This window comes from Ruthenibacterium sp. (assembly GCF_017421385.1).
Lineage (GTDB): Bacteria > Bacillota > Clostridia > Oscillospirales > Ruminococcaceae > Ruthenibacterium > Ruthenibacterium lactatiformans.
The window spans coordinates 49,361-62,163 of the sequence record NZ_JAFOIN010000081.1 but is presented as its reverse complement, the minus strand read 5'-3'; the positions used below and the strand labels follow the sequence as shown (position 1 = coordinate 62,163).

Sequence of the window (12,803 nt, the reverse complement as noted above, 5' to 3'; positions counted from 1 at the left end):
GGAGAAAAAAGAATATAAACAAAAAATGGTGTCTAAAAACAACGTTTAAACACCATCGTTTAACATTCTCTGAATCATCATTTTAACAAGTTTTCTATGGTTTGTCAATTTTACTGCATGGATTTTTGTTGCCATGCGGCGACAAATGTTGCCAACGGATACATTTTTTTGAAAAAAAGCGTTTCTCTGTCCTCAATGTGCGTACACTCATAACACAAAAAAGCCCGCGGGCGGTTTCCCCAAAGGGAACGCCCGCGGGCTCACCGCGTGCAAAAAAGCAATTACGCAGCCGTGGAAGCGCTGGCGCTTTCGCTGGTGCTGGCGCTCTCGGCAACCTCAGAGGTGCTGGCGCTCTCAGAAGCGCTGGCAGACTCGGAAGTGCTGGCAGACGCAGAGGTGCTGGCCGGCTCGGAAGCGCTGGTGCTGGCCGGCTCAGACACAGACGTGCTGGACGGAGCTGTGGAAGCCGGAGCGCTGGAAGAGGAAGAGTCGGTGCCGCAGGCAACCAGAGACAGCGCCATCAGCGCCGCAACAGCAAGAACAAGAACTTTTTTCATAGTGAAAACCTCCATTTTTTCGATTCTTTATACAGCCTCTCTGCCCGCGCCGCAGAGTGCTGCGCAAGGGCATTTGTAAAGGCTGTGTCTGATTATAGCATTTTTTACGTAAAGGACAAGATGTTTTTTGTGCATTTCAACGAATTGTAACTCTTCAAACACACTTTTTTCACAACATTCAGAAAATCGCTCAAAACATCTTCCGGCCGCGAAAGCACTTTTAGGCAGATTGGATATACATTGCGGATCCGGCGCTAAGCCCTGGGCATGCCGCAAAACACAAACTGCCCCCACGCGGCCGCTGAAAGCCGGGCTAAAACAGCAAAGGAAAAAATTTCCTGACTATATCAAGCTTAAATCCTGTTAAACACACCATTCAAAAAGTATTTTTTTTGAAATGCCCTTTTTGACCATGCATTCGTTGACAAGGGTGCCGTTCATGCGCTATGATGGTATTAAATTCGGCGTATTGATCCAGCCGCCCCGCGGCTGTGGATGGAGGGAAGCTGTGGATGTCCGGTACTGAAACGCTCTGGCAGGAGCTGATCTGCCGCCTGGAAGGCGTGCAGGCGGCCCAGGTGGTATTTGCCGAAAACGGCATGCCGTGCGAGATCCACGTGCTCGCCGGGCCCGAAAAAAGTTCGAAATCGCTGGTACGCGATATCCAGTCTGCTTTGACGGCGCAGTTCGGCGTACAGGTGGACCACCGCATCATCAGCGTTGCACAGCTCTCCGAGGGGCTTGCCCCCCGGGGGGATTTCCGTCTTGCCCATACGGGGCTGGAGATCAAAAGCGCGGGCGGGCGTGTGTCTGCTTCGGTAACGCTGGCGCGCGGCTGCGACACGTATACCGGCCACGGCGAAAGCGCGAATACGCCTTTTGCCCGGCGACGGTGCGTTTCCGAGGCCGCGCTTGCGGCAGTGAACCGCGCGGCGGGTGAAACCTGCTTCGAATTGGCCAGCGTGGATGCGGTGACGCTGGCGGGACAGGGTATCGTGGTGGCGCAGGTGTACAGCCTGCGGGATGGCCAACGCCTGCTTGGCAGCGCATTTTTAAATGAAGACCCCGACAATGCTGCGGTACACAGCGTATTGAGCGCGGTAAACCGCAGGCTTTCCGTTCTGCCCCGCACGGCGGGGTAAAACGGGGCCGCTTTCCTTTGGTAAACAGGGGCGGGCCGGCACAGCGGAGCGGATATAGCATGCCCGGATAGCGGAGGGCAGAGTACCGTAAGGAGGCTATATCTGTTATGAAAAAGATCCTGTTTGCTCTGGCTTCTCTGTGCTCTTTGGTTCTCGCCAGCGGCGCTTTCTTCTGCGTAAGATAAGTACTTGAACGGGCCGGACACGGCCTGTTTCCCGGAGCCCTGCCGGCCGCCCTGTTTTTTGAAGTTTACGGCGCTTGTGTGCGCCATCTGGGATATATTTATATTGGGATATATTTATATAAGGTATATAGAAATCTGCGGCGCCGCCCTGCGGCGTCAAAAAACGGCGCATTTTGCGCCGGGCTGTGTGTGGCGCAGACCTGCGCCGGGAGGAAAACGGCTATGGACGAAAAAAAGCTGCGGGTATATACGACCGCCGTCTCCATTGCGGGGCTGTCGGTTTTTTTGCTTTCCCTTTGGGAGGTATATCCTTATTATCTGCCGGGCAGCAGCCGCGGGGATATCTGGAGCTACAGCCTGATGATGGTGCTGCTGATGGTGGTGTGCCGGATGCTGCCCATTTATTTCGCGGAAGACAAAACGCTGGAGATCAGCTTCGTGCCCGTACTGGCCTGCGCCATAACGGGCGGAGCGCCGCTGGCGGTGGTTCTGTTCGGGGTATCGACGCTTTTCACCGTGATGCAAAACCCCGCCACCAAGCATTATTACTGGCCATTGGCCCGTGAGCCCCGCAAGGAGCTGTTCAACACCGGGAACATCCTTGTTTCCATCAGCGCGGGCGGGCTGCCGCTTCTGTTGGCGGGCATGCCGGATAACCTGGCCTCTCTGCCCGCCCTTGGGCTTTCCCTGCTGTTCGCCGCACTGTGCATCCTTGTCAACCTGACGCTGTTCATCCTGTATTACCAGGTAGGCGGCATGGGCCAGTTCGGCACGCTGATGCGCCAGAATATCGGCGGCCTGCTGCCCAACATCATCGCCACCGTTCCGCTGGGACTGCTGCTGGGCATCGTCATCAACATGCCCAACAGCTACTTTTACATCGTGCTGTTCATGGCGCCGCTCATGCTGGCACGCTATTCCTTCAAGCTGTATCTGGACAGCAAATCCATGCATATGCGCACCATCGCCGCCCTGAGCATGGCCGTGGACGCCAAAGATCATTACACCCAGGGCCATTCCCGACGCGTAGCGTATTACAGCGAGGCCATTGCCCGCGCCATGCACAAATCTCCCAGCTTCGTGGCCGACGTCAAGACGGCCGCTCTGCTGCACGACGTGGGCAAAATCGGCATCGACGACGCCGTGCTCAACAAGCCCGCCGCTCTTACAGCCGAGGAATTCGAACTAATCCAGCAGCATCCTGTGATGGGGCGTAAGATCATCGACAGCATCCGTTTTTCCGACACGGTAAACGACGCGGTGCTGTATCACCATCACCGTTACGACGCCAAGGGCTATCCCGCCGAAGGTCCCGCTCCCGGCGAGCTGCCTCTCTCTGCGGCTATCCTTGCCGTTGCAGATACTTTTGACGCCATGACGTCGGACAGGCCCTACCGCAACGGCATGTCCCGCGAACAGGCGCTGGCTGTGATGCAGGAGGTGGCCGGTTCACAGCTCGACCCCAAGGTCGTGGAGGTATTCATTTCTCTGGCTCCAGAGCTGGACGCCGCACGCGAGCCCGAAGAAAGCCTGCTGTAGCCCGCGGGCTGTTCACGAAAGGAGGCGTACGGCTTGGTGCTGCTGGCATTCATTCTGTGCGGGCTGGCCGCCGGCCTTGCCTGCGGCGGCAGCCTGCGCGCGATGGCACAGCACAATATCGCGCTGCTGTGGCTTCCGGTGGCCGCCTATCTGTGCAAGGCTGCGGGGCCGTATGCAGCGCGTCTGTTCCCCGCGTTTGCGTCTTATGCGCCCCTGGCCGTATGTCTGCTGCATTATGGCCTGCTGTTTATTTTTGTGGCGGCCAATCTGCGCCGCGGTGTTTGGAGTTTTGTGTTCGGCGCCGGGGCCGGGATGAATTTTGCCGTTATTGCGCTGAACGGCGGCGCAATGCCCGTCTCCGCGCACGTGCTGGAGTCGGCCGCTGGCACCCGCCTGGCCGCGCAGCTCGCTTCTGGTGAGATCTTTGCCTACGCGCCTGTCACAGACAGCACGCGTCTTGTTTTTCTGGGCGATGTTCTGGCGCTGGAGCCGTTCGGGCGCCTGCTGGGCTTTGCCAGCATCGGGGACCTGGTGCTGGGAGTGGGCGCGGCGATGCTTTGCTTTACGATGCTGCGTCCCGCAAAACATTCGGTGTGACCGCTGTCTGTACGCACGCCGTCCCTGCCGGCAAACAAAGCGGTGCAGAAAACGCGGGCGGTGCTCCGGCTATAAGCGGCCCGTTCCGTTCGCCGCGGTATCTCCCAGTTGGGACCGCCGTTCCTTGCGGCCTAACACACGTTTTGTGGGATGTACCGGAACAAAGCGCCGATTGTTTTCAACGCGCGGTTTTATTTATGAACAGCTCTATAATGCTGCAAAATAAACGGCCCCGATGCACGGACAGCGAAACAGTCCGTGCACCGGGGCCTTGGCGTATCCTTACACAGGAACTTCCCCATGCGCCTTTTCATACTCATTCACATATTTTTCCAACGCATACTCCATCTCTTTATTGGTAGAGCGCTTGTTCTCTATCGCAATGATTTTCAGCTTTGTGATCAAAGTCTCAGAAATGCGCAGGGAAAACGGTGCATAATAGTTTCCCACGGCACAGCCTCCATTCAAAGTGATATCAAAAGTATATCGTAATCACTTCAAATTATCCGAATGCATATTGATATCAAAACGAATTCATGCTATGCTTAAGAAGAAAGTTCTGGAAAGGAGTGCTGCGGCAATGGGCCCACAGGACCTGCTGGATGCGTTGGATGAGATCGTTTATGTGAGCGACCCGAATACATATGAATTGCTTTACGCCAACCGCCGCTGCCGTTCTCTGCTCCCCACCCGGGATTACAAGGGCAAGCCATGCTATGCACTGCTGCAGGGCCAGCCCGCCCCTTGTCCTTACTGCACCAATGCCCGGCTCACACCGGACAAATTTTACGTTTGGGAATTCAACAACCCTTCCATGGGGCGGCATTTTCTTTTGAAAGACAAACTGATTGATTGGGACGGACGTCCGGCGCGGCTGGAGATCGCGGTGGATATCACCGAACAGGAGCTGCTGAGCCGGGACACCGCCCGCAAGCTGGAGACCGAGCGAACATTGGTGGAATGCATCCGCCGCCTGATGGACGCGGCATCCTCCCGCGAGGCCGCGCAGGCCGTGCTGTCCTGTGTCGGCGGTTTCTATCAGGCATCTCACGCGTTCCTGCTGGAGCTGCATGCTTCCGGCAGAAGCGTGCACTGCACCCAGCTGTGGACGGCCGCCGACGCGGAACCTCTGGAGTTTCCTTCGATCTCCCTGTCCAACGGATCGCTGCTCAACCGATTGCTTGAATCGCCTCAGGCACAATGTATCCTTGCGGAGCGGCTGGGCCCTGAATACCGTCAGGTCGCGGCACAGATGCAGGATGCCGGGGTCAGCGCCCTGCTATTTGCGCCGCTGCCGCACACGTTCGGCCGCGGCCTGTTGGGCGTTGCAAATGCCGCCTCCGGCATTGACGATACACGCGTGCTGGAATCGCTGGCCTACTTTGTCGGTTCCGAACTGTCGCGCCGGCGCCTGCAGTCCCGTCTGGAATACCAAAACCGTCACGACGCGCTCACCGGGCTGGAAAACCGTCTGCAATACCAGCGTTTTCTGGCCGGTCCCATTCCCGCCGGCCCCATCGGCGCGGTATTCTGCGACATCAACAGCCTCAAGCAGATCAACGACCGCTGCGGCCACAGCCGGGGCGACGCCGTTATCATGCAGACAGCAGACGTACTGCGCGCCTGCTTCCCCGGCGCGCACATCTACCGCATGAGCGGTGATGAATTCGTCGTGCTGTGCCCGGGTGTGACGCAGGCCCGGTTCGAGACAATGCTCGCGAAAGCCCGCGACCGCCTTGCCAGTGAAACAGACTACGGCGTTTCGTTGGGCGGAGCCTGGCACGCCTGCGCCCGGGAAGATCTTGACGAGCTGGTGCGCGCTGCCGACGAGAGCATGTATGCGGACAAGCAGGAGCATTACGGCGTGCCGGAGCATGGCTGACACGGCCGCGCATATGCGCGAGGAACTTTTTGAAAAAACGCCCCGCCCCGGGATACCCCGGCGCGGGGCGTTTGCCTTTGCTCCAGCCAAACACGGATGCTTCATCCGGGTATACTTTCACCGCCTGTACCGCGCTGTTTGCAGCCCCACCCAGGCAGGCGACCGGCCATTCCCCACGCGGCCGCAGCAAACAGCAGGAGCAGCACCGGCACATAATTGACCAGATAACGGCTGCGCGCCTCCCATATCAACAGAAAGAAAAACAGCCCGCAGACTGAGAGCCGCGCGGCAAACAGCACGTCTCGGCTCTGCTTTTGCAGCGCGCCGGCCAAAAGATACAGCAGCATGCAGAGCATCAATCCGTTGGCATAGCGCAGGAACAGCGAAAAGTGCGCCCTGCCTTCAAAAAAAATTTCCGCCCAGAAGCTATGCGGCTGGGTCGGTCCCATGGCCAATTTATGCGGCAGATAATAGGTGCCCTCGCCCCACGTATAACCGATCTTATCCAGTGCGTGCCGCACCAGACCCGCGGGCCCCATCTCCTTCAGGCGCGCGGCGATCTCGTCCCGGATAAGCGCCTTGCGCGTCTCACCGTCCGGCGCAGAAAATGTCAACACATAATCCTCGTTGTTGTACCCGCCGTTTCCCGCGAGGCCCATCATTATCCAATGCGTTTTGGGTATCTCATCCCCCGGCTGCGCCTTACGGAACGCACCGCTGTGCGCGGCCGCAAAGCTGCCCGCATTCACGCCCGCCACCACGGCGGCCAACAAAGCCAGCGCTGCCAGCCGCTCCCGCAGCTTTGGGAACGAGATCATCCAATCCAGCACCACGGCGATGACCATGATAACGACGGTCACTTTAAGCAGCGTCCCCAAAACGCCCAGCACAAAAACAGCCGCCAGCGGGCCCCGGCCCGGCCGCCCCTCCCGTCGGGCCGCGCGCAGGCGCAGCCAGCAGTACAATATGGCAATGGGAATGGGCGCGGTGACGGTATCCGTATAATAGACGGGTGCATACAGCAAAAACGGCTCTGTGGCCGCACCCAGCAGCAGCGCCAGCGCGCCGGCCCGACGGCCCAGCAGACGCGCGGCGCATAGGTACAGAAAGAACAGTGCAAGCTGCAGCAGCACCGCGCCGAAGCGCATGCCCCAAACCAGCAGCTCATACTCCTCCGTCACACCACAGGCCCGCAGCAGACGGAACAACCCTGCCAACAGCAGCATGAGCGGCTGGTTGTTGGGGAAATTGTTGAAATAAATACCGCCCTGCGCACCGTCTGCCGCAAAGTCCAGCGCGGCGCGCAGCACGATGCCGAAATCCCAGTCTCCGGTGGCACCCACCACCAGCGCCCTGCCCACATGGGCCTGCGCCAAAAAGCACAGCGTGAAAAACGCCGCCAGCAGCGTCCGGCGCAGCCTTTTGCCCGGGGCGGGCAGCAGGCGCAGCAGCCACGCGGCGCACAGCACACCCACAGCCAGCGCCAGCCCCCCGGCCAGCAGGCTCCGCGGGCTTTGCGTGCCGAACACGTTCTGGTTGCAGAAAACCGCACACAGCACGATGACGGCGAACAGCAGCGCAAACGCGCCTGTAAACGCCCGTTTGAGTTTTTCACCCGCTTCGTCCATGGCTTCCTCCTGCTTTCCAGCGTCCCTGTGGGCACACGCTCTTTCTTCGAAAAAGGCCTTTCAGCCTTCCCCTTCCGCCCGCCATCCCTTGCAGACATCCACCCATGCATCGAAACGGGAATACTGTTCCAGCTCCGAGATGGTCAGTTCAATGGCACTGTTGCTGCTGCCGCAGGCGGGGAACACTGTTTCAAACCGCCGCAGAGAAGCATCCAGATATATTTTTACGCCCGGGTTGACAGCAAAGGGGCATACGCCGCCCACAGCGTGGCCCACCATCGCCTCCACTTCGCCGGGGGTGAGCATCTTTGCCTTGGTGTGAAACTGCGCCTTGAAGCGTGGATTGTCCACCTTGGCGTCGCCCGCCGCCACCACCAGCGCACAACCGCCGTCCACCAGGAACGACAGCGTTTTTGCGATGCGCTCGGGTGCGCAGCCCAGCGCCTGCGCGGCCAATTCCACCGTGGCGCTGGATACATCAAATTCCCGGATGCGCGCAGCGGCGCCGAAACTTTCAAAATATTCCCGTACCTTTTCAATTGCCACGTTCCCTCTCCCCTTCTGTGCGGCAGAGCAGATCTTTTCCGCCGCAGCTATAAAACTGAACCCATTGTAACAAATAACCGTCAGAAATGCAAAAATTTGTTTGGTCGTCCCGGCTGCGGGCAGCCTGAAAAAGGGGTGGTGACTGCGCCCGCAGGCGCGTGCCGGAGCGGTGCGAAGCCTCCCTTGCGGACAACCGCGCTGAAAGCGCGGCTCTTAGCGCGCAGATGCCCCTTTTTTATTTAAAATAACCCCGCGACGTCCCGCAGGGCCAGTGCCGAGGCGTGTAGAGCGAAGCGACCGCCGAAAACCGCCGTGCGCGGCGAACGGGGCCAAAGGCCCTGTCCGCAGGCAGCTTGGCGGGAAAGCGCAGCTTTTTCGACAAGCCAAAAGGCGGCGCAGCAAAACTGAAGTGCCCCATTTGTTAGGCAGTATGGTAAACTACTAACGAATGGGGTGTTATTTTATGCCAAAAGGGGTTCCTAAATACGATGGAGCATTTAAGAAACAGATAGTAGAGGAAATGCGAGAGAAAGGATTAAGCTACCGAGAAATTGCACGACAGTACGAAATCAGGGGAGCTCACTCTGTAGCGGAGATGTTGGAAGACAAGGGCGTCCGGCAGAGCATGAGCCGGAAAGGCAACTGCTTGGACAATGCCGTGATGGAGAACTTCTTCGGCTTGCTCAAAACAGAACTGCTTTACCTTCAAGATTTCGACTCCCTGGAACACTTCAAAGCCGAGCTCATTGACTATCTCTACTACTACAATAACCGCAGAATCAAGCTAAAGCTAAAGGGCCTGACACCTGCTCAACACAGATACCAGACCCTTCAGGTCGCTTAATTACATATTTTCTCTAACTTTTGGGGGGCACTTCAAAACCGCTGCGCCGCCTTTTGGCGTTTCTATTCTGCTTTGCCGCCTGGTTCCGTGGCTGCTGTACCGTGCGCTTCGGCAGCGCACGCGGCCGAAGCGTCCCGGGGAGCGTGGACTTTCCTTACTTCTGCTTTGCAGCCAAGTCCGCCAGCGCGTCCTTGCGGGACAGATTGATGCGTCCCTGCTGGTCGATCTCGGTGACCTTTACCAGAAGCTCGTCGCCCACAGCCACGACATCTTCCACCTTCTCCACGCGCTTGGTGTCCAGCTTGGAGATATGCACCAGGCCCTCTTTGCCCGGGGCGATCTCTACGAACGCGCCGAACGTCATCAGGCGGGTGACCTTGCCCTTATAGATGGCGCCGATCTCCGGGTCCTCCACAATGGTCTTGATGGTGTGCATGGCGCGCTCCGCGTCCGCGATGTCGATGGCGGAGATGAATACGCTGCCGTCTTCCTCGATGTCGATCTTCGCGTTGCAGTTGGCGCAGATCTCCTGAATGACCTTGCCGCCCTTGCCGATGACGTCGCGGATCTTATCCACATCGATCTTCATGGACAGCATCTTGGGCGCGTACTTGGAAAGCTCCGCGCGCGGCTCGGCGATGACCGGGGCCATGATCTCGTCCAGGATATACAGGCGCGCCTTGCGGCATTTCTCAAAGGCTTCCTCGATGATTTCGTAAGTCAGCCCGTCTACCTTCATATCCATCTGGATGGCCGTAATGCCGTCGCGTGTGCCGCCCACCTTGAAGTCCATATCGCCGTGGAAGTCCTCCACACCCTGAATGTCCAGCATGGTCATCCAGCGGTCGCCCTCGGTGATGAGGCCGCAGGAGATGCCCGCGACGGGTTTTTTGATGGGAACACCCGCGTCCATCAGCGCCAGCGTGGAGCCGCAGATGGACGCCTGGCTGGTGGAGCCGTTGGAGCTGAGCACCTCGGACACGCCGCGGATGGCGTACGGGAACTCCTCAACACTGGGCAGCACGGGCAGCAGGGCGCGCTCGGCAAGAGCGCCGTGGCCGATCTCGCGGCGGCCCGGGCTGCGGGGCGCACGCGCCTCGCCCACGGAATAGGGCGGGAAATTATAGTGGTGCATATACCGCTTCGTGGGCTCCAGGGAAATGTCGTCCATGATCTGCGCGTCCCGCAGGCCGGACAGCGTGACAGCCGTCAGCACCTGCGTCTGGCCGCGGGTGAACATGCCGGAGCCGTGTACGCGGGGCAGCAAGCCCACTTCGGCGGCCAACGGGCGGATCTCGTTGATGCCGCGACCGTCCACGCGCTTACCCTCGTCCAGCAGCCAGCGGCGCACCACGAACTTCTGCATCTTGTACATCAGTTCCTCAATGGTCGCAGCGCCCCACTGCTCGGCGTATTTCTCCTCCAGCTCGTTGCGGATGGGGAGCAGCCGCGCGTCGCGCACGGTCTTGTCGTCGGTGTCCATGGCCGCCTTGAAAGCGTCCAGATAATCCCGCTTCACTTCCTCCAGCAGGTCGTGGTCCAGCTCCATGGACTGGAACTCGATTTTGGGTTTGCCGATCTCAGCCACGATGCCGTTGATGAAGGTGATGATCTTCTGGATCTCGGCGTCGCCGGTCTTGATGGCTTTCAGCATGGTGGCTTCGTCCACCTCGTTGGCGCCGGCCTCGATCATGACGATCTTTTCGGCGCTGGCGGCAACGGTAAGCTGCAGGTCGCTTGCTTCACGCTGCTTTTCGGTGGGGTTCACCACCAGCTCGCCGTCCACAAGGCCCATGAACACGCCCGCGATGGGTCCTTTCCAGGGAATGTCGGAGATGGAAAGCGCAATGGACGTGCCGATCATGCCCGCGATCTCGGGGCTGCAGTCCTGGTCCACGCTCATAACGGTCATCACCACAGAGACGTCGTTCCGCATGTCCTTGGGGAACAGCGGACGGATGGGACGGTCCACAACACGGCTCGTCAGCACGGCCTTTTCGCCGGGACGGCCCTCGCGGCGCATGAAGCTGCCGGGGATGCGGCCCACGGAATACAGCTTTTCTTCAAAGTCCACCGAAAGGGGGAAGAAGTCGATGCCGTCGCGGGGCTTGTCGCTCATGGTGACGTTGCACAGCACGGCGGTCTCGCCGTAGCGCACCAGGCAGCTGCCGTTGGAAAGGCCGCACATCTTGCCCGTCTCCACAACGAACGGGCGGCCTGCCAGCTCGGTTTCAAACACTTTGTACTTGGGGAACGTTTCTTTTTTGGATGCAAATTCGAGTGCCATTGTATACCTCCTGTTTTTTCACAGGACGGGCGGTGTTTTAGCAATAAAGCCAGTGCTCTCCCGGCGGGAAAGCCCTCGATTCATTGCTAACAACACGCGGATGCCGCCCTGCGGTTTTCTTTTGAAGTCCCCCGCGGGGGACGCGGTAAAAACACGGAAAGGCAGACGGCAAACGCCGCCTGCCTTTTCGGATTTTCTTACTTGCGCAGGCCCAGCTTGGCGATCAGGGCGCGGTAGCGCTCGATGTCCTTCTTCTGCAGATAAGCCAGCAGGTTACGGCGCTGGCCGACCATCTTCAGCAGACCGCGGTAGCTGTGCTTGTCGTTTTTATTGGCCTTCAGGTGTTCATTCAGGTGGTTGATGCGCGCGGTGAGCAGCGCGACCTGAACCTCGGGGGAACCCGTGTCCGTCTCGTGTACGCGGGCGGAAGCGATGATGTCCTGTTTGTTTTCCATGGTTTCTTTCTCCTCTTTTTTATGATTTGCCGCAGACGCAGTGTCGGTAGACCATCGAGGGATGCGCCGGACACCGGGCCTGGGTAGGCTTGCAGCCCATAATAAGGCAGCCTAAACAGTATAACACAACGCACACGCAAAAACAAGGCGTTTTGCCAAGTTTTGTGCGGCTTATAACAACGGAGGCTCATTTCTCCCGCCACTCCCGCGCGGCCTGCGCGGCGCGGCCCACCATGGCCGAAAGCTCCTCCAGCGTACCGAATTTCTGCGTAGGCCACAAAAAACGGCAGAAGCGCACCGGCACTCTGTCGCCGTAGATATCGCCGGAAAAATCCGGGATAAACGTCTCGCAGGTAACGCCGTCGCCGTTCACCGTGGGGCGCGTGCCCAAGCCCGTAGCACTGGGCCGCCACACGCCGTCCAGCAGGACCCGCGTTACATATACGCCCTGCCGGGGAAGCAGCATCCAATCGGGATAGATCTGGTTGATGGTGGGAAAGCCCAACGCAGTCCCCAGCCGCTTGCCGTGACGTACGGGAAGGTCGATGCAGTAAGGCTCCCCCAGCATGGCGCCCGCAGTTTCCACATCGCCCGCCTCCAGGCAGGCGCGGATGCGGGACGATGAAACAGGCGCGCCCTCCCGCTGTACCATGGGCACGATCTCCACCGAAATTCCCGCGGCCGCGCACAGACGGCGCAGCATGTCCACATTGCCCGCCTTGCGGCTGCCGAACGTGAAGTTATCCCCGCAGAAAACAGCCTTCGCGCCGAAACGCACAGCCAGCACGTCGTGGACGAACGCCTCCGGCGAAAGCGTGCAGAATTCCTCAAAGGGCGGACGCACATAATGCTCCACGCCCATGGCGGCAATGCGCCTCGCCTTTTCCTCCGGCGTAAGGATGGCCCTGCCTTTTACAGCCCGGTCCAGCGGCGGTGCAAAAGTGAACACGGCGGACGTGCAGCCCCGCTCCCGCGCAGCTTCCACCGTGCGCGCCAGCACACGGCGGTGCCCCAGGTGCACGCCGTCAAAATAGCCAAGGGCCACACAGGCGCCCGTGCCGCCCTCTATCGTCGCAAGAGTATCGTAGCAGTGCAAACGCACACCTCCCGTTTTTCAATGCGGGCCGTTCCCTGCTCGGGA

At 59.2% G+C, this 12,803-nt stretch carries 11 protein-coding genes and 1 pseudogene; 6 read left to right on the top strand and 6 right to left on the bottom strand.

Translation table 11 applies throughout. From position 1 onward, the window contains the following. Positions 1 to 267: 267 nt before the first annotated feature. The 4 genes from IIY41_RS09390 to IIY41_RS09375 all read left to right on the top strand — a co-directional run bounded on the left by IIY41_RS09390 (position 268) and on the right by IIY41_RS09375 (position 4,020). Positions 268 to 636 (top strand): hypothetical protein, encoded by a 369-nt coding sequence (locus tag IIY41_RS09390; RefSeq protein WP_058723241.1) that lies wholly within the window; start codon positions 268 to 270, stop codon positions 634 to 636. 433 nt (positions 637 to 1,069) lie between these two features. Further along, a complete protein-coding gene (locus tag IIY41_RS09385) occupies positions 1,070 to 1,699 on the top strand; it encodes a hypothetical protein (RefSeq protein WP_009323898.1) in 630 nt (209 codons plus the stop codon). A 407-nt stretch (positions 1,700 to 2,106) separates the two neighbouring features. Further along, positions 2,107 to 3,423 (top strand): HD-GYP domain-containing protein, encoded by a 1,317-nt coding sequence (locus IIY41_RS09380; RefSeq protein ID WP_009323896.1) that lies wholly within the window; start codon positions 2,107 to 2,109, stop codon positions 3,421 to 3,423. A 36-nt stretch (positions 3,424 to 3,459) separates the two neighbouring features. Continuing rightward, entirely contained in the window at positions 3,460 to 4,020 is a 561-nt protein-coding gene (locus IIY41_RS09375) for a DUF5317 domain-containing protein (protein ID WP_242853469.1), read from the top strand. A 282-nt stretch (positions 4,021 to 4,302) separates the two neighbouring features. On the opposite strand, the gene IIY41_RS09370 is transcribed toward IIY41_RS09375, so the two are convergent. Beyond that, positions 4,303 to 4,470: a hypothetical protein gene (locus IIY41_RS09370; protein ID WP_009323891.1), complete on the bottom strand. Its 168-nt coding sequence runs from the start codon at positions 4,468 to 4,470 to the stop codon at positions 4,303 to 4,305. 130 nt (positions 4,471 to 4,600) lie between these two features. Here IIY41_RS09370 and IIY41_RS09365 point away from each other — a divergent pair, with 130 nt between their 5' ends. After that, complete coding sequence (locus IIY41_RS09365) at positions 4,601 to 5,902, top strand: sensor domain-containing diguanylate cyclase (RefSeq protein WP_009323890.1); 1,302 nt, start codon at positions 4,601 to 4,603, stop codon at positions 5,900 to 5,902. Positions 5,903 to 6,003: 101 nt separating this feature from the next. Here IIY41_RS09365 and IIY41_RS09360 read toward each other — a convergent pair whose 3' ends face one another. Next, complete coding sequence (locus tag IIY41_RS09360) at positions 6,004 to 7,530, bottom strand: glycosyltransferase-like membrane protein (protein WP_058723240.1); 1,527 nt, start codon at positions 7,528 to 7,530, stop codon at positions 6,004 to 6,006. Positions 7,531 to 7,590: 60 nt separating this feature from the next. Then, on the bottom strand, positions 7,591 to 8,076 hold the full coding sequence (locus tag IIY41_RS09355) for a YbaK/EbsC family protein (RefSeq protein ID WP_009323886.1): 486 nt from the start codon (positions 8,074 to 8,076) through the stop codon (positions 7,591 to 7,593). A 613-nt stretch (positions 8,077 to 8,689) separates the two neighbouring features. Here IIY41_RS09355 and IIY41_RS09350 point away from each other — a divergent pair. Next, a pseudogene (locus IIY41_RS09350) lies at positions 8,690 to 8,920 on the top strand (transposase); the annotation flags it as partial. 154 nt (positions 8,921 to 9,074) lie between these two features. Here IIY41_RS09350 and IIY41_RS09345 read toward each other — a convergent pair. The 3 genes from IIY41_RS09345 to ribF all read right to left on the bottom strand — a co-directional run bounded on the left by IIY41_RS09345 (position 9,075) and on the right by ribF (position 12,764). After that, a complete protein-coding gene (locus IIY41_RS09345; RefSeq protein ID WP_009323883.1) occupies positions 9,075 to 11,207 on the bottom strand; it encodes a polyribonucleotide nucleotidyltransferase in 2,133 nt (710 codons plus the stop codon). Positions 11,208 to 11,404: 197 nt separating this feature from the next. Next, complete coding sequence (gene rpsO / locus IIY41_RS09340) at positions 11,405 to 11,662, bottom strand: 30S ribosomal protein S15 (RefSeq protein WP_009323882.1); 258 nt, start codon at positions 11,660 to 11,662, stop codon at positions 11,405 to 11,407. Between the two features lie 187 nt (positions 11,663 to 11,849). After that, positions 11,850 to 12,764 (bottom strand): riboflavin biosynthesis protein RibF, encoded by a 915-nt coding sequence (gene ribF, locus IIY41_RS09335; RefSeq protein WP_117473856.1) that lies wholly within the window; start codon positions 12,762 to 12,764, stop codon positions 11,850 to 11,852. Between the last annotated feature and the right edge of the window lie 39 nt (positions 12,765 to 12,803).

Excerpts from the sequence above, each read along its gene's own strand:
- IIY41_RS09360 (WP_058723240.1), bottom strand. The coding sequence starts at position 7,530 with ATGGACGAAGCGGGTGAAAAACTCAAACGGGCGTTTACAGGCGCGTTT.
- rpsO (WP_009323882.1), bottom strand. The coding sequence starts at position 11,662 with ATGGAAAACAAACAGGACATCATCGCTTCCGCCCGCGTACACGAGACG.
- IIY41_RS09365 (WP_009323890.1), top strand. The coding sequence starts at position 4,601 with ATGGGCCCACAGGACCTGCTGGATGCGTTGGATGAGATCGTTTATGTG.
- IIY41_RS09345 (WP_009323883.1), bottom strand. The coding sequence starts at position 11,207 with ATGGCACTCGAATTTGCATCCAAAAAAGAAACGTTCCCCAAGTACAAA.
- IIY41_RS09385 (WP_009323898.1), top strand. The coding sequence starts at position 1,070 with ATGTCCGGTACTGAAACGCTCTGGCAGGAGCTGATCTGCCGCCTGGAA.
- IIY41_RS09380 (WP_009323896.1), top strand. The coding sequence starts at position 2,107 with ATGGACGAAAAAAAGCTGCGGGTATATACGACCGCCGTCTCCATTGCG.